The sequence below is a fragment of the Candidatus Saccharibacteria bacterium genome (genome assembly GCA_012965045.1).
Taxonomy (GTDB): Bacteria; Patescibacteriota; Saccharimonadia; order Saccharimonadales; family DTSZ01; genus DTSZ01.
On sequence record DTSZ01000001.1, the window covers coordinates 187,024 to 206,369 of the forward strand.

A 19,346-nucleotide genomic window follows, 5' to 3' on the forward strand; every position below is an offset into this window, starting at 1 on the left:
TTATACGTTGCGAGTGCTATCTTTTTTGCTCTCAGCGCTAATCTTATTAAGTGAATGACCGCCGAAAGCATTGCGTGTAGCTGCCAGATATTTTGTCCCAAAACTCACATCACCCGTCTGGCTGGCCGCACGTTTTTTAATCGCGTAGTCTACGACGCCAAGGTCTTTACCGACAGCGTTTGCAAATTCTACAGCCCACTGTGCCTCACCGAGCATATTTACTTTTCCGTCAATTCCCTCAAGCTCTGGGTTATCTGCAAATATTTGTATGGCTAAATTGTTTATAAACGACTGAATTATTGAGCCGTTTTGCCACACTTTTGCAACATTCGAAAGGTCAACGTTTTTGAAGGGACCGTCATGTATTAGTTCAAAGCCTTCGGCAAAAGCCTCCATTACCCCATACTCAATCGCGTTGTGGACCATTTTTACAAAATGCCCTGCACCCGCTTCACCAAAGTAGTTGTAGCCATCCGGTTGGCATAGTTCCCTAATAAACGGTTCAACGGCGTCGAAGGCCGAGCGATCGCCACCTGCCATCATGGCGTAGCCTTGTTGTTCGCCAACTTGACCGCCGCTAACGCCAATGTCTAAAAATCTAATACTATTATTCACTGCTTGTATACCGTGGTCCACGGATTGTTCAAATGGTGTGTTTCCGCCGTCAATTACTATTGATGATTCTGGCAGTAGTTCGAGTAATTCATTAATTTCGGTGCTTACTAAATGTGCTGGAATCATCACCCACACTACCGGTTTTTCTCCAAGAGCGCCTAGTAGGTCGGTTCTGCTGCCGTGAGTAATTACACCGCTGGTAGCAACCGACTGGCGGGACTCTTCGCTAGGGGCGAAGCCGTGCACCTCTATGCCAGAGCGAGCCAGCCTTCGGCTCATACCACCACCCATTTTGCCTAAACCAATAAAGCCAATTTGCATACTCTTAGGCCCCTTCAGACAAATATGTCGTTGTTTGATGTAGGTGGGCAACTTCTTTAAGTGGAGTAGTTGTTTCGGCGTGGGTTAGGACTTCGAATTTTTCTATTTTTTTATCACCACTGGCAAACAGCACAATTTTGGTGGATTTATTAATAAAGTCTTCTTTAAGAGTAATACGCTTAAAGTCATCGGCGACAAATGCGCGAATGTTTTTAGAGTCATACACGACGTCGTGCACTTCTGTTTCTGGAACGTTACCGGCCACATGTCCGTTCGCACCAAAACCTAGCTGGACAAACCATGTTCGATTAGCTGCAGCATCGGTAATATATTTATCGAATTCGTTAGCGGCTGCTTCGAGGTCACCTGCGGTGGAGTTAATATTGTAGACTTCTCCGTAAGTACCAAAATCAAAGCCGCTTTTTTTAAGCTGCTCAAAACTACTACCTTCGCCAAATCGTTCGTCTACCAAAGCAACTGTTAGTTTTTTCTTTTGTTGGTCAGACAGCTGTTTTGAGACCTGAATCTGTATTGGGATGTTGCTACCGCCACTCAACAGCCACATTGGATTTTCATTATCTTCAATAAACATGCGCAGCTCGTTGGCAATTGCCTTCACAGCGTCGGTATTGTTGGTAAACCGGCGAATATTCATGTACTACCCTTCTTTTTTAATCAGCGATAAAACCTTTTTGGTCTGTGGATTATTACTATCTATTTTATAACAAATCTTTTGGCCATCACGGATTCGCTCAATAATATTGGCTTTTTCTAAGATTTTTAGTTGTTGGGACACCCCTGCAACGCTAATGTCTATTTCATCGGCTAATTCCGACACGCAAATGTCTTTTTTGCTCATTAAAAGCTTAACAAGTTTATAACGCGTATTGTCGCCTAATGCCTTAAATGTGTCAGTGAAGTTTTGTGTATTCATAGTTAATTATATTCTAGCATTATATTTTTATGCGCCACATTTACTATAGCTATAGAAAGTTGTATTGTATGTAAATGAGTAATCTGGAAACCTATGGGAACTATGTTCGAAGCCACGACGATGGCTTAAGAGAAATATCTGAAACATATCAGGATAGACTTGCTGGTTTTGTTAATCATTATGAAGAAACAGCTCAGAATGTGCCGCTGCGCGCCCTATACGCGCTAACAGTAGATGTAGAGTTTGTGCTTGAAGAAGGTATGTCGTCTGTTCAGCAGGCTGTTAAGGAGTTTCTTAGCAAATCTACAGCAGAATTTGAGTCGCAGGTCGCAACTGGTGCTGACCTTGAAGCTTATAGAGAGCGAAGGTTCTCCCCGAGCACACTCGTATTAACCCGACCCTCGTCGGACGAAGCTCATAGAGCGATCTCATCGGCATTAGATGGTTATTATTTTGAAGAATTGAGGAACGCCCCATTGCTGAGTAGAAGTCTGCTAGTCATGCGAAGACCTTCCAGCGAAATCGCTGATCGCGCAATCCGTTCAGGTGTTGATATAAACGGGCTAAGACATAGGCTTGATGAAGTTAGAGGACCATCGACTATGATAAGCTCCTCGCCAACAGGACTGTCTAGTGAAGAGGCCGTAGCTAGCGTGCAAGCAGCGACCGATAATATTGCGCTTGGCTATAGATATCAACAAGCAAGAGAGTCAAGACACTATAGCGGCACACTAATGCAACCATTATTAAGATTCACACGGGCTTCGAGTGCAATAATAGATCAACTGATGACGGGCTTCGTCGATGCCGGACTACCCCTTGACTCAAACCAAAGCTTTGACTGGAGCCATTTAGATCAAGGTAATGAAAAAAAATCGGAAAACCACGATAGTGACCGGCAAGAGTCTGCTAGTGAACAAACAGCCCAGTCTGCAATTAGCGACAAGGAGATGGTTGAAACCGTGGTGGCGCGAGTAGAAGACAGTTCATGTAGGCGAACGCTCGAATCCGAAGATCCTGAGAGAATTCTTAGAGTTATCAGAACGGTGCAGAAAATCCGGCGTATAAGTAAAGACAATGGCGAGGAAATTTCAGACAGGGATATTTATTTAAGGTATATGCGTAAAATAAATGTGACAGAGCCCTCTCCAGAACTGACCCGTTCGTCGCAAATACTTCTAAATCTACTATCGGACAATGTGGGCGGGAAGCTTCCGTTCTAGCTAACGATTGAGCTGGATTATGTTGTTTAGAAGAGCTTTGAATGGTATCCTTTTCCTCAAGTGAAGACATCACTATGAGACGACGCAAACTGGCGTCGCTTTTTTAAGGGGAGATTTCTAGGGCGAAATGATATTGAGCACTTTCTTTGCCGCTGAAGATTCTGCGCACATAAGCTTAAAAGCTGAAGGCGTGTTTACTATTGGTGATTTTACCGTTACCAACACGATGCTTTACAGCCCGCTTGTCGCGCTGGCGATTGTCGCTCTTGGTATATATGCGTCTAAGCGAATTGGCTTAAAGCCTGCTAGAGGCATTGCTGGTTTTTTTGAGTTGATTGTTGAATATGTAATCAATATGCTGACAATTGTATTTGGAAACCGAAAAAAGGCCGTTAAATTTGCCCCTGTTTTTGGTGTGTATTTTATTTTTATTATGCTCAACAATATGTCGGGGTTGTTGCCGTGGGTTGGCAGCGGCTTGGCCTTTGGCCCGACACCGGCATTTCGACCGTTTACCGCCGATTTAAACAGCGTATTGGCACTGTCGATCTTTTCAATTTGTATGGTCCAATACCTTTCGATCAAAGAGTCCGGTCTTAAGGGGCATTTACAACACTACTTTACCGACAAGCCTGCAAACCCAATCAACTTATTTGTCGGCTTTCTTGAGGTATTAGGTGAAGTTACACGGGTCATTAGCCTGAGTTTGCGACTATTTCTAAACACCGTAATTGGAGAAATTTTAGTTTCGGTATTTATTTTTATCAGCGGCCCAGCTACTCCGTTCACTCTAGTGCCAATTATTTTATTTGAGTTATTGGTCGCCTATATTCAGGCCTATATTTTTACTGTTCTTTCTGCCACATACCTTGCTCAAGCCATTCACCATGATCACGAGCATGAAACTGCCGACAGCTACGAGGCTGACAACACATCTAACGTTAATCCCTTGCCTAATCAAGAATTGAGGCACGCGGATTAAAGGAATCGTCAAAGGTGTCGCTCGTGACATGTTTGATATAAAGTAACCATAAATAAGGATAGGAGAAAATATGATTCCAGTATTAACAACTCTAGCCGCAGTAGAACTTACTGACACAGGCTTTAAGATGCTTGGCGTAGCAATTGTTATTGCTGCAGCAGCGATTTCATTAGGAATGGTTGGAAGCAACTACATGAAGGCTTTGGGGCGAAACCCAGAAGCAGGTAAAGCTGCAAGCTCAATTATTGTTTTGGCTGCATTTGTTGAAGCGACTGCGCTATTTGCACTAATTGCAGGGCTTATAATTTAATTTTTAAGTCTATTTAAGAAAGGACTACAGTGAACACATCAGCATTACTACAATTTGCAGCCGAATCTTCTCACGCGGCAGAAGAATCTGCCGGAGGATTAAGTGAATTTGGGCTGAGCCCAATCGCTATTTTGCTGCAAGCTGGTGTGTTTGTGGTCCTGTATCTTCTACTTAAGAAATTTGCTTTAAAGAACATTGTTAAGACCCTTGATGATCGCAGACAGACAATCAATGAAGGTCTTACCAATGCCCAAAAAGCTACTAAACAGCTTGAAGAATCAGCAATTAAGCAAGCAGAAATGCTTAAAACAGCACGGGCTGAAGCAGACGAAATAATTGCTCAGGCTCAAAGGGAATCTGGCGTTTTAGTTAAAGAGGCTGAAGACCGCGCCAGTCAAAAGGCCGAAAAAATTGTTGCTGACGCAAAAGCTAATTTAGACTCTGAAATTAAGCGGGTTCGTACCGAACTCAAAAAAGAAACACTGGTACTAGTAGCCCAAGCGACCGCAACCATCTTAGAAGAAAAAGTTGATGTTAAGCGTGACGAAAAGCTTATTAAAAAAGCTTTAGAGGAGGCAGCATAATGAAATATTCTCGTACCCAAATTGCTAACGCAGTCGTAGACATGATCGCCGAGCACGGTAAAGAAAAAGCCACACAGGCATTGGCGGAAGTGCTTGTAGCGACAAATTCTAAGATTGACCGCAACTTATTAATGCAAGACATTGCCCGTGCCGCAGAAGAACGTCACGGTGTAGCCAATATTCACTTAGAAACTGCCCGAGAAGTGTCAAAGACCACCATTGACCATGTTGCGGACTACCTTAAAACAGAAGTTCAAACACCCGACGCAATCGTAACAACCGAAATTAATCCAACCTTAATTGGCGGTTTACGAGCCCGAAGCGCCGAGCTAGAGGTTGATTGGTCAATTGCCCGCAAACTTAAAGAATTACAGCAAGGAGAAATGTAGATGGCGACAAAAACAGATTTTAACGTGAGCGAACTGAGTAAAGAGCTGCAGGCGCGAATTGCGCAGCTTAAAGACAGCGGCAAAGCCGAAAAAACCGGTATTGTAACGCGAGTTGGTGACGGTGTTGCGTGGATTTATGGTTTGCGTGAGGCTGGCTTTAACGAACTTATTGAAATCGAAACAATCAGCGGCGAAAAGGTTTCTGCATTCGCCCTAAACCTAATGGAAGACGAAATTGGCGCTGTAATTTTAGGCGAAGATGTTCAAGTTAGGGCCGGTGCTAAAGCGCACCTAACAGGTAGTGTCGTTGAAGTGCCGGTTGGACCAGAATTAGTTGGCCGCGTGGTTGATCCGCTTGGTAATCCACTAGACGAAAAAGGCCCAATTAAAGCTAAGCTATCTTCCCCTGTCGAAAAACAGGCACCAGGTGTTATTGACCGTAAATCGGTTCACGAACCGCTGATGACCGGTGTGCTTGCTATCGATGCCATGATTCCAATTGGTCGTGGTCAGCGAGAACTTATTATCGGCGACCGTAAGACTGGTAAGACTGCGATTGCAATCGACACAATGATTAACCAAGGTAAACAAAAAACCGGAGTAGTTAATATTTACGTTGCTATTGGCCAAAAACGCTCAACCGTAGCGCAATTGGTAGAACGCCTTAAAAACGAAGGTGTAATGGATCAAACCATTGTTGTTGTAACCAGCGCGTCTGATCCTGCACCGCTGCAATATCTCGCACCGTATGCTGGTGCAGCTATGGGAGAATACTTCCGTGACAACGGCAAACACGCATTGATTATTTATGACGACCTTTCTAAGCACGCTGTTGCTTACCGGCAAATGTCACTGTTGCTACGACGTCCTCCGGGCCGTGAAGCCTACCCAGGTGATGTCTTTTACTTACACTCTCGTTTACTAGAGCGCGCAGCAAAAGTTAGCGACGAACTTGGCGCTGGGTCGCTTACCGCCCTACCAATCATCGAAACTCAGGCTGGTGACGTGTCTGCATATGTTCCGACAAACGTTATTTCTATTACAGACGGCCAGATTTACCTAGAAACTTCCCTATTTAACCAAGGTATTCGCCCGGCGGTTAACGTTGGCTTGTCTGTTAGCCGTGTTGGTGGGTCTGCACAAACTAAAGGCATTAAAAAAGTTGCTGGTTCACTGCGGCTCGATCTTGCACAGTTTCGTGAGCTTGCGGCGTTTAGCCAGTTTAGCTCTGACCTTGATGCTGACACCAAAGCCCGAATTGACAGAGGACAGCGCCTAACGGAACTCCTAAAACAGCCACAGTACTCCCCTATGTCACTCGCAGACCAAGTAGCAACGTTAGTTGTTGGTACTGCTGGTGTGTACGACACAGTTGCAGTAGAAAACGTTCAAGAAACCAATAAAAAATTCCTAAGTCGCTTGCATTCAGAGCACAAAGACATTGTTAAATTCCTTGCTGCTGGTAAAAAAGTCGAAGAAGAGCAAACAGAAGAACTGGTTAAGCTTGCGAAAGAAACTGTTGAGGAGCTTAATTAAACTATGGTTAACCCTGTTGCTGTTGCCCGTGTAGAAATCTTAGACGAACATTTTCCCCACTGCGTAGAACCCTACGAACCAGTAGTTTATGCTGCACGATATTTAGCTGTTCTTGCAGGGAAAGTCATTATTGAAACGGGTAAGAATCCGATACCAGCGAACATGCAAGATATCAAAGCGAGCATGCAAGATATCAAAGGTATATTTGGTGATGATACAGAGGCTTGGGATGAATTAATTGGACCTTGTTTACGTGATGAAGAATTGTGTGTTCGTGCGGCAAATGTGGCTGAAATTTTAGCGGAGTCCGAGAGGTCTATTCATGGCTAACACTCAAGCGATTAAACGTCGAATTACCAGTGTTAAGTCTACCAAACAAATCACTAAAGCTATGGAGTTAGTTGCAGCTAGTAAATTGCGCCGTGCCCAAGAAGCGTCTAATAAATCACGTGCATATAAAAACTCTGCCCGTGAGATTTTAGCTCGGTTGAGTGAGCTGACTGATGCAAAACAGTTCGAACTGTATGAGGAACGCCCTGTCCGTGCACGTCTGTACATAATTTTCACCAGTGACCGTGGGCTTGCCGGTGCCTACAATGCCAACATTTTAAAGATGTTTTTTAAAGAACTAAAAGCCAACCAAGAAAACGGCGTGGCTACTAAAGCAATTGTTATTGGTAAAAAAGGAACGCAAGTTATTGCGCGGCTTAAAGACGAGGTAGAGCTAGTTGGTGTTTATCAAGACTGGCCAACATACCCCGCGACGGCTGACTTAAAGCCAATATTTGGCAAGTGTGTTGAATTATTTACCTCTAAAGCGTCGCAGAATAAAGAGAAAAGAGAAAAGAGTGAGGAGGATAACAGTCTGGGCTCTGAACTCTCTACTCCATCCTCTTCGCGGGTAGACGAAGTGAGGGTGATATTTACAGATTACATTAGCAGCATTAATCAAGAAGCCAAATCACTGCAGCTGTTACCGGCGAACTTAACCGACGAAATCGAAGGAGTGCTAGTTGGCCGCGATATTAATGATTCTGAATTTGAACCAAGCCCACAGAAAGTACTAGAAACCATAGTTCCTCGTTTGACAGAAATCCAGTTGTACCAGTTTGCGCTAGAAGCCAGCGCGTCCGAGCAGTCTATGCGGATGTTGGCGATGAAGAACGCTAGCGACAACGCGGGAGATTTAATAGATGACTTGCAATTAGAATTTAACAGCGCCCGCCAGGCAGCAATTACGCAAGAAATTGCTGAAATAACTGGCGGCGTGGCGGCGGTATCATGAGCGAACAATTTATAGAGCCGCAATTTTTTGAGCCTATTCCAGGTGACTATACCGCTGTTGATGAATTACGAGATCAGATCGAGGCTTTGATAGGTGAGTCAGTTACGGGTAAAGATTGTGAAGCTCTATTTACCATAGTCGATAGGACTCTTGTGGCTCATGAGGACACTTTTACTGCACTTACTAAGGCCGACGCTGATGATATAGACGCTCATTTAAAAACTATTACCGATGTAGTCAAACATCCTTTTAGAGGAATAGGACGACGAGTGTTTAGCGCTTTCCATGAAGAAGCATATGCGGACGGTCGTTTACGTCTTGATCCTGCTGCAAACCCAACTAAGTATCGGTCGCGACCTGAACGCAGGCTGTCTGAAGACAAAAAATTATCTGATGAATTAAGGGATGGGGTTGCTAAGGCAGCTAGATCGATGATTGAATCGGCAGCTAGCGAACACGGCATATCCATGCAGGAAATTAAGTACCGGCACCTGGTGTTCGGTGCTGAGGTATGCCTTTGGACGATAGGCCAAGGATATGCACTTGGCGCAGCGAATAAGGCTGAACCTACGAGGCCCCCGTATTATCAACCAATTACAGTAGAAAACCTGATAGGATAAAGGAGAAATTATGACAACAGCAACAAAGGCAAAACAAGCAGAAGGTAAAATTCAACAGGTAGTTGGTGTGGTGGTTGACATTGAGTTCGACAGCAACTTACCAGCAATTTACGACGCAGTGAAAATTGATCACGAAGGCAAAGAGCTACTACTAGAAGTGCAACAACACTTAAGCGCTAAAGCAGTGCGAACTGTGGCACTTGGCTCTACGGATGGGCTAGTTCGTGGTCAAAAAGCTGTCGCAACAGGCGCGCCAATTTCTGTACCTGTTGGTAAAGAAACTCAAGGCCGTATGTTTAGTGTTACTGGTGAGCCTATAGACGGCAAAGCTGGCAAATTCAGCGAATACCGCCCTATTCACGCTGCCGCCCCTGCCCTAAGCGAACAATCTACCAAAACAGAAGTATTTGAAACAGGTATTAAAGTTATTGACCTAATTGCGCCTGTTGCAAAAGGCGGTAAAGTTGGCTTGTTTGGTGGTGCCGGCGTCGGTAAGACTGTTTTGATCACTGAGCTTATTAACAACATTGCCAAAGAACACGGCGGCAGCTCTGTGTTTGCCGGTGTTGGTGAACGTACCCGTGAAGGTAACGACCTATACCACGAAATGGCGGAATCTGGCGTATTAGATAAAACCAGCCTAGTCTTTGGGCAAATGAACGAACCACCAGGGTCACGTCTACGTGTGGCTTTAAGTGGCCTAACCATGGCAGAAAAATTCCGCGATGAAGGTAAAGACGTCTTGATGTTTATCGACAACATCTTTAGGTTTACTCAAGCTGGTTCAGAGGTGTCTGCCCTGCTTGGACGTTTACCGTCAGCAGTTGGCTACCAGCCGAACTTGGCTCAAGAAATGGGTGCTATGCAAGAGCGTATTACATCGACTAAAAGCGGCTCAATTACCTCTGTGCAAGCCGTATATGTACCAGCGGACGACCTAACAGATCCAGCACCAGCCACCACCTTCACTCACCTTGATTCAACCATCGTATTAAACCGTGCCTTAACAGAACTTGGTCTCTACCCCGCTGTTGACCCGCTTGACTCGAACTCTACAATTCTTGACCCACAAATTGTCGGCGAAGAACACTACAATGTAGCGCGTGAAGTTCAGTCTGTGTTGCAACGTTATAAAGATTTACAAGATATTATTGCAATCTTGGGCATGGAGGAACTATCAGACGAAGATAAACAGACCGTTAACCGAGCACGACGTATTCAGCGATTCTTGACGCAGCCGTTTTTTGTGGCAGAGGTGTTTACGGGCAACCCTGGTCAGTATGTTTCGCTTAAAGACACCATTAAAGGCTTCCGCGAAATCTTAGATGGTAAGCACGACAACCTGAGTGAAAACGACTTTTACATGGTTGGCACGATCGACGAAGCAGTTAAGAAGGGTCAGAAATAACATGGTCCAAGGGGTTGATGGTATACATAAAAAATTAGCCTGGCTACCCGACGGTGATTGTGCGGATCGCGCATACGAGATTAACAGCATTATTGCGCGAGCTCGACGCAACCCTATTATCCCAATAGACTGGCTTGAAAGTGACTTAGCAGCATTGTCTACCGGAAGCACCGATGATGCAGAGAAACTATCAGCAGCAGCTTCGCTGGCGACTTTTGTAGCATGTTTCGACAGTCAGCTATATTTAGTAGAAGTGCCTGAAGACCCCGAGGAATTAAGAGATAGTTTACAACAGCAAATTGAGAGAAAGTTTGGTATTGATGTCTAATCTTACGTTCGAACTAGTCACACTTGATGGGTTGGCTCACTCGAGCGAGTGTTACGAGGTTATATTGCCTACAGAAAGCGGCATTATTGCCGTCTTCCCTAACCATGCCCCGCTTGTTTCGGTAAGTGTCCCTGGTGTTGTGAGCATTCGCAAACGAGCCACCGACAGTGATGATGATCTTGTTCATTTTGCTGTTGATGGCGGTGTTATTGAAATAAATGAACGTCGTGTACGGCTATTAGCTGACGAAGCTGATGAGGCGGATTCTATAGACGAAATGCAAGCCCAAGCGGCGCTTAAACGCGCTCGAGAGCTGCAAGCAATGGCTAAAGATAAAGTTAACTTAGCTGATGCTACGGCGCTAATTGAGCGACAAGCAGCACGGCTTAAGGTTGCTGAGATTAAGAGACGATCAAGGAAGAATCATTAATAAGGGCTCAGCCTTCAATTGCTAGCGTAGGCTGGCACTTGCCAAACATTCTTCCATTTTTATGTCAGTAAAAACGGAATCCACCCTGCCTACTGGTAGGCAGGGCGAGGATCACATGTTTTCACAAACAACAGCCTCATAGGGAGTGTGCGCGTTTTAGGCCCAGACCCTAAGCGAGCATAGCTCGCATTGCAGCTACTCCCACTTTCTCAATCTTCTTGATCAGCGAGTGCTTCAAATACAACTAAAGCAAAAAACTTTGCTGAGCGTAGTCCTACGAAGTTATAGCGAAGCCGCTTGTCGTTGTTTTTTGCGTTGTATTTCTAAGCAGCGAGATGATAAAGAAGGTTGAGTGTGGTCGTTTTTTGGTGTTCCCGTTTTGACGAAATGAAATGGGGGCATTTGGTGGTAAGCGCTAGCTTACATCTAAACTAAGCTTATAAAACTTCTATTTGAGTAATAGCATTATCACTCAAAACCCTAACAGTAGCAGTTGCAAGCAACTTAGCAAGGATGATGCTGTCTTCGGAGTCGATTCCAAATGCTGTTGCTCTGCTGCGAGCATGATTTGAGTCGAGGTTGAAGGTTGTTGTAGATTCTGTTTCAGGGTTGTTTGCTTCAGCAGAATCGTATGTTCGTCCTGTATCGCCATCTTCGGTTAATTGACCTGCAGTATGCTCGCCGGTGTAAGTAATTAAGTTTGCTCCTGCTTCTATAGCCGTTTTTACTAGTTCGCCTCCGATTTTTACAAAGTATTTTTCGTTCGTAATTTTCCTTAAGCCTTCTGTGAGTTCTTCTGCTCTGCTTTTGTCTGATGAGTGTAATCCAGAACCACTAAAGACAGACTCAAAATTAGTAGTTAAGTCTGTTGATATTTCTACGATTTTTGCAGCAAACCCGCAACCGTCATACTCTGATCCGTGATCTTGGTCGTTATGTACATTATATTGCGGCCCAAAAGTGGCTACGTCGTCCAATACTGAGTCAACTAGTGTGGTTGGTGTGTTAGAATCATCGGCTGACTCTACGATGTCGCGTGCAAAGCTGAAGAACAAATCAGCGCCAGGTACTTGATTTAATTCCCCGTTCTCTACGCCCAGAAATGCTCTGTCCTCAATACAACCAGATTTTTCACCTTGAATAGTTGTTGTTCTCGTGGACATTATAGAAACTCCTTACCTTTGAATTACCACGTAGTCTACTCTTGGAAATAACTCCTCGCAAGGGTTGATATTTTTATTTCACAAGAGGATAATCAAAAACGACTCAAAAAACGTACTTAAATCTAAGGAGAAGTAACAGATGTTATCTTTTTTTGCGCAAAAATTTAGTTTATTCGCTGCCAGCGAAAAGATGGAACTGGTTGAACACGCAGCGGAGCATGCAGATGACCACGGTAGTGGCGTGATTCACTTTGGCCTCGTGTTTTTTATGCTTGCTGTCGTGTTACTAGCCGGTAAGTTAGGAAACATCGTTGAAAAGTTTGGCCAACCAGCAGTAATAGGTGAGCTATTTGCTGGTATCGCTTTGAGTGCGGCTGGCTATTTTGGCTGGGGACTCATTGATGAGATTCGTGCCAGTGAAGTTATTGCCTTTGCCTCTAGTCTCGGTGCCCTGCTTTTGCTCTTTTCAATCGGTTTAGAATCTAACCTGCAAGAGATGAAAAAAGTCGGAGCCCGAGCATTAGGCGTTGCTGTAATTGGTGTTGTGGTGCCGTTTGTACTGGGCGCTTATGTGCTTGGTCCAATATTTTATGGCGACGAGAGTACGAATGCTCAGTTGTTTCTTGGGGCAGCGTTAGTTGCGACAAGTGTTGGTATTACCGCTTCGGTGTTTCGCTCTCTGGGCATAAGCCGAACACGTGCGGCTCAAACAGTGCTTGGCGCGGCAGTAATCGACGACGTTCTTGGTTTGATTGTACTTGCCATTGTATCTGGGCTAGCTTCTGGCGATGATGTGAACATTGTGATTCTTGTAGCTAAATCATTCGGCTTCCTTGGTGGATCATTATTAATTGGCCAACTCCTCGCTGAGCCAATGAGTAAGGCGTTTTCAAAGATCCACACTGGTGTCGGCATGAAAGTGAGTCTTGCGTTGGGCTTTGCGCTTATTTTTGGGTATTTGGCCGAGTTATTTGGCTTAGAACCTATCATTGGTGCGTTTGCTGCCGGTTTATTGCTTGATGCTGTCCACTTTGACAATTTTGACGATCCAGAAACCGTAAAAGATTTACGCGCACTGGAATTTGAAGACAAAAAAGACCGTGAAAAAGTTTTACGCGTAATCAATAAACACAAACACTCACATGTCGAAGACCTTATTAACAGCATCGGACTATTATTTATTCCTGTTTTCTTCGTGTTGACTGGTGTGCAAATTGATTTTGGGTCTCTGTTAGAAGTTAACCTCTATGTGACTGCATTTATAATATCTGCATTGGCGGTTGCGGCTAAGTTTGTCGCTGGGTTTGCTGCCCAAGGTGACATAAAAGAAAAAATGTTAGTTGGAATGAGCATGGTCCCACGCGGCGAGGTAGGATTAATATTCGCTGCAACTGGACGGAGCCTCGGCGTATTAAACGACGAGCTGTTCTCTGTAATTGTACTAGTCGTTATCATTACAACTTTTGTTGCCCCGCCGCTTATTAAAAAGCTAGGCGCTCGATAAACATCTAAATATTTAGCTACAGTAGTTATCGTTGAATTGTACTGGGTAATCGTAACTTTTCTTGACGGATAACTCGGGCAGCAATACGTGCTTTTTGCTTATTAGGAATTCTAATTCTTTGATGCTTAAGTATTGCTGCATCAGTTGATTTAAGTTTGTCTAACAGAGCTGTGTACAGAGCGTGGGCTAACAGTACTCCAGTTTTTGCGGAACTCGGTAGTTGGTCAATTGCTGGCTCGGCAATAGTTAAGTCTTTTTCGATATCTTCAATAACTGCAAATTTTGTTTTATTGGTAAATGACTCAAAACTATCGATTGGAAAATAATATCGCCCGAGTAGATTGTTGTCTTCAGCCATGTCGCGCAAGAAGTTAATTTTTTGGAAGGCTGCACCCAAAGCCCCCGCACCAGCCTGTAATTTTTTATATTCGCTGTCATTTCCTTCTACAAAAATACGTAAACACATCAATCCGACCACTTCAGCCGAACCATAAATGTAGTCGTTATATTGTTTTTTACTGAGCTTTTTAGGTACGGAAATGTCTGACGCCATACTGGCTAAAAATGGGTCAATTAATTCGTGGTTTATATTAAATTGGCGAGCAGTAATTTGAAAGGCATGCAGGGCTGGGTTTGGACTAAATTGTTGCTGAATGCTGGCATATGTTTGGTTTTTGAATTCTTCTAATATTGTAGCTTTATCGGGGCCGTCGTAGGTGTCTACAATTTCATCTGCTACTCTCAAAAATCCATAAATATTAGCAATGTGGCGTCGGATGTCTTTTCTAAATAGCCGCGTACCGCTCGAAAACGATGTGCTGAACGAACGAATAAGTCGATAGCTTGAATCTTGAGCAGCTTGGTCGTAACGACTCATTAATTTTGCCTGCCAGATAACCTATCAATGAGCGATCGGTAGATGTCTTTAAAAGAATCGTCAATTGTTAGCTGGTTAAGGAGTTCTTTAGCTTCTGTCGAGCAGTTATGGATGAGCTGGACGACTTCTTCTTTAGCGCCAGTTTTTAGAATTATCTGCCGCACCTTTTCGATATCTTTATTGGCTAGCTCTGTGGCTCCAAGAGACTCCAGCAATTTACGCCCTGCTGCGTCGGTCTTTGTATAGCTGTTAAGTAACAGTTTTGTGCGCTTGCCCTCTTCGATGTCGGATGATGTTGATTTGCCAGTGGTTTCTGTGTCACCAAAGACTCCTAAAATGTCATCTCGCAGCTGAAATGCATAGCCGCACAGCTCGCTTAGGTTGGTTAGTTTCAGAATTTGATCTTCTTCTGCCTGAGCTAGCCGCGCCGCCGATACAATTGGCCCCAAAAATGAATAGCTGGTTGTTTTGTAGCGGTTAATTAGCTCAGAGTCTATGTCGCCAATTGGCAAAAAGGCTGACTCGACATCAATTAATTCGCCCCCTGCAACCTCAAAATATGCCTGTTGGAAATAATGCCCCAAAATTTGCGCATCCTGGCTGTTTGCCGACGATTCATGAATGATATTTTGGGCGTCCATTAACAATAAGTCGCCAGCTAATAGTGCTGCGCTATTACTAAAGTGAGTAACATCACTACTGTTTTTTAGGTGTTTTTGATAATGAACCTTGTATATGCCAGCCGCATTTGAACTGCCGTGGCGCACAAAATCTCGGTCAATAATGTCGTCATGCATTAACAGCGAAATGTGCATTAACTCCCAGACAAGGGATTGCTTGATTACCTGGGGTGTAATGTCACCCCCATATGCTTGGTAGGTTAACAAAAATAGGTACGGTCGCAACCGTTTACCGCCAGCTAGCGCGGTAGCTTCAGCGGCGTCCCATAATCGTACATAATTTTCATGAATTGAAGCAGCTTGTTTTTTGCGTTCAGTAAAGTAGTGGCGCAACTCGGTATCGACACATTTCTTAACCTCACCTAAATTTGAAATGTCTATGCCTGTAGTTTTAATCTGCGAAACATCAGACTGTGCTATGACTCATCCTTCTTGTATTTATAATTGAGTATACAGCTTAGTCAGCTTCGGGCGAAGCTTCAAACGCTTGTATAACTTTAGTACGATCGCTGAAATATTCTGTATAGATGTCTTCAAGTTTAGGGTCAAGGTCGTTGAGTTGACTGCCGATAATTGCAAAGGCTTCGTCGTAGCGTTGCACGGTATCGTTGTAGCTGTTTATTTCTTGCTTGATGTCTGTAGATGCTGACGACACCCGCTTATCGAGCAGTGGCCGCATGGCTTTATTCTGCTGATCGTCTTGTCGATAGTAGGCAACGTGCAGCATTTCGTGCGCCGCTGTCACCAAGGTTCGTTTGTATTCGTCGACGCTGTTAAAATCGACAATAAAGATCCCGTCATTGGTAAAACATCCAAGCACTATTTCGCCAAAACCGCATTGATCTTCTATCTCGGCTTCGCTGAGTAATTTTGGTTCGTATCTATAAAATAGTCGTTTGCCGGTTTCGCTCATTCCGGCGTCATTTGCAATCTGCTCAATTAGTTTCGGTGGACTATAGCTTAGTGAGTGCAGCCAGTCATTTATTTTAGTAGCATTTGGCAAAGCAAACGCAGCAAACCCCAACAGACCAACTAGTACAACGATTTGCGACAATACTTTTTTAGACATGAATCTGCTCCGGACGCAGCGGCCCACTGCTAGTGTCGCCAATAAGGCGTTTAAACATAAGTTCGGCACTAATAAGAGTTGTCGGCAGGCCAATTCCAGGGTTGGTATTAGCGCCAACATAAATCATATTTTTAATTGCTTTGCTTTGGTTGTTCGGCCGGAATATTGCCGTTTGCTTAAGCGTGTGAGCGAACCCTAGGGCCGATCCATTTTGACTATTAAATCTCTCGAAAAAATTAAGATTACTAAAAAGACGTTTGTAGACAATGTTTTTTCTGAGATCTGGTAAATTCATTTCTTGCTCCATGGTTCTGAGTATTGTATCGGCATAGACCTGCTCGTTCAGTTTTATTTCTTGCATGTCTAGCTTACTTGGCAGTGGTACTAATACAAATAAATTCTCATAGCCGTTTGGCGCAACTGTTGAGTCTGTTTTGGATGGATTACAAACATAAAAACTCGGGTCATCTGGAATGGTTGGGTGGTCAAAAATTTGTTCAAAATTATGATCCCAGTTTTTTGAGAATACTAAATTATGGTGCTCCAGATTTTTATACTGCCCCTTTACCCCTAAGTAAAGTAGCAATGCGCCTGGCGCGGTCGTCATCGAATCCCATTTTTTTAATGGCCTTGTTGCGTCTTGTGGTCCAATTAGGCTGGCATCGGTGTGGCGCATGTCGGCATTATTTATAAATATGTCAGCTTCGACTACCCTGTCGCCTACATGAATTCGGCTTACAGATTTATCTTTAACACGTATGTGCGTTATGGGCGTGTTGGTGTGCAGTTTTGCGCCATGTTTTGTAGCTACAGCAACAAGGGCTTTGGTGAGCTCATACATGCCGCCCTGTGGGTAGTAGACACCTTGATTGAAGTCGACATGGCTCATAATGTTATAGATTGCCGGTGCGTTGTAAGGACTGGCACCTAAAAACACCAATGGGTACTGCATTATTTTTTTGGTGTAGTCTGTCTTGAAAAACTTAGACACATAGCGATCCATATTACTGAGTACACTCAGTTTGCTGCCCTGTACAATCATTTCTGGCGTAAAAAAGTCACGGAAACTATCGTAGTTTTTGTACATAAATCTATCCTTGGCGATTGCATACTGAGATTCGGCTTTTTGTAGGTATTTTTTAAGTTGCGTGGCCGAACCAGGTTCGAGTTTTTCAAATGTTGCCAGGTCTTTTGATAGGTCAGAATAAATAGTCGCCTGTTTGCCCGTGTCTTTAAAAAACACTTTGTAGCTCGGTGTTAGTTTTTCTAAGGTAATGTGATCGTGAATGTTTTCGCCCAGTAACGAAAAAAAATGCTCAAACACGTCGGGCATTAAATACCACGATGGCCCAGAGTCGAAGGTAAAGATTTCTTTGCTGCTGGATGAGCTTATTCCTGCAGCATGAGACCCATTGAAAGTATCAAGGTCTTTCCAGTTGCCGTTTTTATCTTGGCCGACTCTAAATTGCCCTGCCCTGCCGCCAAGTTGTTCATTTTTTTCAAATAACTCAACATCGTATCCAGCTTTTGCCAGCAATGCGGCAGAGCCAAGTCCACCAAAGCCACCGCCAATAATTACAGCTTTATTCGGCACTGCTATAACCGCGCCTTAACAACAATTAACACTATAGTCATGATCATGCCGGCGAGGTAATTGGTTTTTATAAAAACATTCCACATGTTTCTAAAAATTGGGTTGGTGCTGTCTGCCGTATGTTTTACAGTACGGGCAACCCCGATGATATTCATACAAATTAAGCCGGCAGCGACTAAACCAACCATTCCATAAAACCAGGCACTTATTACGGCAGCACCGATATAGAGAGTTAAAACAAAACTAGTTGTGCGTTTTGCCTCAAGCTGGGTAGCGATAGATTTTATCGACGCTTCCCTATCTGGTTTTATGTCCTGTATTGCCCCAAAAGCGTGGTTGGCCATCGCCCAAAGAAAGTACGCAATAAAGGCTGGTGCATACGTTGCGGCGTCGTTTGTTAACAGTAGTGCCAGCATAACTGGTGAGGTGTAGTGAAAACTTGAGGTTACAGAGTCCAGCAGTGGGATCTCTTTAAAGCGCAGCCCGTTTAAGCTGTAGGCCACGACCATGAATAGCATTAGCCCGAACCACAGGTTTGATTGCAGGTTCCCCGTGTAGAACAAATAGCCAATAAACGGAACGTTGATTAAGCCAATCCACATCCATAGGCTTTGGTGCTTACTTTTTGGCAGCACAGAGGTTTTTCGAGGGTTTCTAATGTCTGATTCATAATCAAATATGTCATTAATGCCATACATGGCTAGGTTATACGGGAACAACAAAAACAATGTACCAATTATTACTCGGAGGTCAACTGCATCGCTTAGAATGACGTAGATCAAAAAGAATGGTTGAGCGGTAAAAATCCACCACAGTGGTCGGGAGATTATTAACAGTTCTTCGGAATCTATACCTTGTTTAAGTTTATTCATGTAGCTTTCTCCATACTGCTGGCGTAATTATGCAGGCTGCTATGGTATAGCTCAAATCCTCAATCGGCATGTAGCCTAATCGCACAGCCAACGTATTCTGGTGATTGTATTCAACAATTGGTAGCCCATCTAAAAATTGCGTAGCTATTAGTGTCATTACGGTTAGGGCGGCGAGAGTTAGGTAGAAGCTTCTACTGAATATTATTTTGGTTTTCAAAGCGGCATCGAACAGAACAGCAGCAATAATTACAGTAAGAGCAAGTAACGGATATTCAGCCATTTGTATCGACCGTATTGAAAACCAATAATGTGCTGTGAGAAATTAACGCAAGCAACAGTAGTTCTTCTACTGGCAGGTCTGGCGTAAGCAAGTTAATGCCAGTGGTGTAGTCAGTATTCGTGAAAAATATACCCAATTCAATACCAATGATATCGGCTATCAGCAGCATAAAAACTGTAGCGCTCATTGCTATGGCAGCAGCTTTAAAATCTTTAAATAACGCTCGCTTAAATCGTTTATCAAGCGTGATCGTTCCGAATAATGATATAAGTAATATAATCAGGTAGCCGTACGATGGAAATTCGGTCATACACCGATAGTACCACTGCTATCTGTAAGTTT

Annotated in this window: 24 protein-coding genes; 13 read left to right on the forward strand and 11 right to left on the reverse strand. The window is 43.9% G+C overall.

The window, feature by feature from the left end; all coding sequences use genetic code 11:
• Genes EYO12_00860 through EYO12_00870 form a run of 3 tightly spaced genes read right to left on the reverse strand, consistent with a single transcriptional unit; the run spans nucleotide 1 to nucleotide 1,870 of the window.
• Nucleotides 1-936, reverse strand: coding sequence for an NADP-dependent phosphogluconate dehydrogenase (locus EYO12_00860; GenBank protein HIA91651.1), 936 nt, complete (start codon nucleotides 934-936; stop codon nucleotides 1-3).
• 4 nt (nucleotides 937-940) lie between these two features.
• Nucleotides 941-1,591 carry a hypothetical protein gene (locus EYO12_00865; GenBank protein ID HIA91652.1) on the reverse strand — a complete coding sequence of 217 codons (651 nt, stop codon included), beginning with the start codon at nucleotides 1,589-1,591 and terminating at the stop codon, nucleotides 941-943.
• A gap of 3 nt (nucleotides 1,592-1,594) precedes the next feature.
• A complete protein-coding gene (locus EYO12_00870; protein HIA91653.1) occupies nucleotides 1,595-1,870 on the reverse strand; it encodes an ArsR family transcriptional regulator in 276 nt (91 codons plus the stop codon).
• A 74-nt stretch (nucleotides 1,871-1,944) separates the two neighbouring features.
• Here EYO12_00870 and EYO12_00875 point away from each other — a divergent pair, with 74 nt between their 5' ends.
• The 12 genes from EYO12_00875 (at nucleotide 1,945) to atpC (ending at nucleotide 10,965) form a co-directional block, all read left to right on the forward strand.
• On the forward strand, nucleotides 1,945-3,093 hold the full coding sequence (locus tag EYO12_00875; protein HIA91654.1) for a hypothetical protein: 1,149 nt from the start codon (nucleotides 1,945-1,947) through the stop codon (nucleotides 3,091-3,093).
• 127 nt (nucleotides 3,094-3,220) lie between these two features.
• Nucleotides 3,221-4,075 (forward strand): F0F1 ATP synthase subunit A, encoded by an 855-nt coding sequence (locus tag EYO12_00880; protein HIA91655.1) that lies wholly within the window; start codon nucleotides 3,221-3,223, stop codon nucleotides 4,073-4,075.
• Between the two features lie 127 nt (nucleotides 4,076-4,202).
• Nucleotides 4,203-4,385, forward strand: a complete 183-nt coding sequence (locus tag EYO12_00885; GenBank protein HIA91656.1) for a F0F1 ATP synthase subunit C — start codon at nucleotides 4,203-4,205, stop codon at nucleotides 4,383-4,385.
• Nucleotides 4,386-4,414: 29 nt separating this feature from the next.
• Nucleotides 4,415-4,969, forward strand: a complete 555-nt coding sequence (gene atpF / locus EYO12_00890) for a F0F1 ATP synthase subunit B (GenBank protein HIA91657.1) — start codon at nucleotides 4,415-4,417, stop codon at nucleotides 4,967-4,969.
• Nucleotides 4,969-5,358 carry a hypothetical protein gene (locus EYO12_00895; GenBank protein ID HIA91658.1) on the forward strand — a complete coding sequence of 130 codons (390 nt, stop codon included), beginning with the start codon at nucleotides 4,969-4,971 and terminating at the stop codon, nucleotides 5,356-5,358. Before atpF ends, EYO12_00895 begins: the two co-directional genes overlap by 1 nt.
• Nucleotides 5,359-6,894 (forward strand): F0F1 ATP synthase subunit alpha, encoded by a 1,536-nt coding sequence (locus EYO12_00900; protein ID HIA91659.1) that lies wholly within the window; start codon nucleotides 5,359-5,361, stop codon nucleotides 6,892-6,894.
• A gap of 3 nt (nucleotides 6,895-6,897) precedes the next feature.
• On the forward strand, nucleotides 6,898-7,224 hold the full coding sequence (locus EYO12_00905) for a hypothetical protein (GenBank protein ID HIA91660.1): 327 nt from the start codon (nucleotides 6,898-6,900) through the stop codon (nucleotides 7,222-7,224).
• The gene (gene atpG / locus EYO12_00910) at nucleotides 7,217-8,179 is read left to right on the forward strand and encodes an ATP synthase F1 subunit gamma (protein ID HIA91661.1); all 963 of its coding nucleotides are present in this window, start codon (nucleotides 7,217-7,219) and stop codon (nucleotides 8,177-8,179) included. The genes EYO12_00905 and atpG overlap by 8 nt, the downstream gene beginning before the upstream one ends.
• Nucleotides 8,176-8,799, forward strand: coding sequence for a hypothetical protein (locus tag EYO12_00915; protein HIA91662.1), 624 nt, complete (start codon nucleotides 8,176-8,178; stop codon nucleotides 8,797-8,799). The genes atpG and EYO12_00915 overlap by 4 nt, the downstream gene beginning before the upstream one ends.
• 10 nt (nucleotides 8,800-8,809) lie before the next feature.
• Nucleotides 8,810-10,207, forward strand: coding sequence for a F0F1 ATP synthase subunit beta (gene atpD, locus EYO12_00920; protein HIA91663.1), 1,398 nt, complete (start codon nucleotides 8,810-8,812; stop codon nucleotides 10,205-10,207).
• 1 nt (nucleotide 10,208) lies between these two features.
• Nucleotides 10,209-10,535 carry a hypothetical protein gene (locus EYO12_00925; GenBank protein ID HIA91664.1) on the forward strand — a complete coding sequence of 109 codons (327 nt, stop codon included), beginning with the start codon at nucleotides 10,209-10,211 and terminating at the stop codon, nucleotides 10,533-10,535.
• Nucleotides 10,528-10,965 carry an ATP synthase F1 subunit epsilon gene (gene atpC, locus EYO12_00930; protein ID HIA91665.1) on the forward strand — a complete coding sequence of 146 codons (438 nt, stop codon included), beginning with the start codon at nucleotides 10,528-10,530 and terminating at the stop codon, nucleotides 10,963-10,965. Before EYO12_00925 ends, atpC begins: the two co-directional genes overlap by 8 nt.
• Nucleotides 10,966-11,402: 437 nt before the next feature.
• On the opposite strand, the gene EYO12_00935 is transcribed toward atpC, so the two are convergent.
• The gene (locus tag EYO12_00935; protein HIA91666.1) at nucleotides 11,403-12,128 is read right to left on the reverse strand and encodes a hypothetical protein; all 726 of its coding nucleotides are present in this window, start codon (nucleotides 12,126-12,128) and stop codon (nucleotides 11,403-11,405) included.
• Between the two features lie 139 nt (nucleotides 12,129-12,267).
• Between EYO12_00935 and EYO12_00940 the strand changes: the two genes are divergently transcribed.
• A complete protein-coding gene (locus EYO12_00940) occupies nucleotides 12,268-13,632 on the forward strand; it encodes a cation:proton antiporter (protein HIA91667.1) in 1,365 nt (454 codons plus the stop codon).
• 25 nt (nucleotides 13,633-13,657) lie between these two features.
• Here the strand turns inward: EYO12_00940 and EYO12_00945 are convergent, their stop codons facing one another.
• From EYO12_00945 to EYO12_00975, 7 genes are read right to left on the reverse strand one after another with little or no spacing between them, the layout of a single operon-like run.
• Nucleotides 13,658-14,509 (reverse strand): phytoene/squalene synthase family protein, encoded by an 852-nt coding sequence (locus EYO12_00945; protein ID HIA91668.1) that lies wholly within the window; start codon nucleotides 14,507-14,509, stop codon nucleotides 13,658-13,660.
• Nucleotides 14,509-15,609 (reverse strand): hypothetical protein, encoded by a 1,101-nt coding sequence (locus EYO12_00950; protein HIA91669.1) that lies wholly within the window; start codon nucleotides 15,607-15,609, stop codon nucleotides 14,509-14,511. The genes EYO12_00945 and EYO12_00950 overlap by 1 nt, the downstream gene beginning before the upstream one ends.
• Nucleotides 15,610-15,646: 37 nt before the next feature.
• Nucleotides 15,647-16,258 (reverse strand): hypothetical protein, encoded by a 612-nt coding sequence (locus EYO12_00955; protein ID HIA91670.1) that lies wholly within the window; start codon nucleotides 16,256-16,258, stop codon nucleotides 15,647-15,649.
• A complete protein-coding gene (crtI, locus tag EYO12_00960) occupies nucleotides 16,251-17,858 on the reverse strand; it encodes a phytoene desaturase (protein ID HIA91671.1) in 1,608 nt (535 codons plus the stop codon). Before crtI ends, EYO12_00955 begins: the two co-directional genes overlap by 8 nt.
• On the reverse strand, nucleotides 17,855-18,724 hold the full coding sequence (locus EYO12_00965; protein ID HIA91672.1) for a prenyltransferase: 870 nt from the start codon (nucleotides 18,722-18,724) through the stop codon (nucleotides 17,855-17,857). Before EYO12_00965 ends, crtI begins: the two co-directional genes overlap by 4 nt.
• A complete protein-coding gene (locus tag EYO12_00970) occupies nucleotides 18,717-19,004 on the reverse strand; it encodes a hypothetical protein (protein HIA91673.1) in 288 nt (95 codons plus the stop codon). Before EYO12_00970 ends, EYO12_00965 begins: the two co-directional genes overlap by 8 nt.
• A complete protein-coding gene (locus tag EYO12_00975; protein ID HIA91674.1) occupies nucleotides 18,997-19,314 on the reverse strand; it encodes a lycopene cyclase domain-containing protein in 318 nt (105 codons plus the stop codon). Before EYO12_00975 ends, EYO12_00970 begins: the two co-directional genes overlap by 8 nt.
• Between the last annotated feature and the right edge of the window lie 32 nt (nucleotides 19,315-19,346).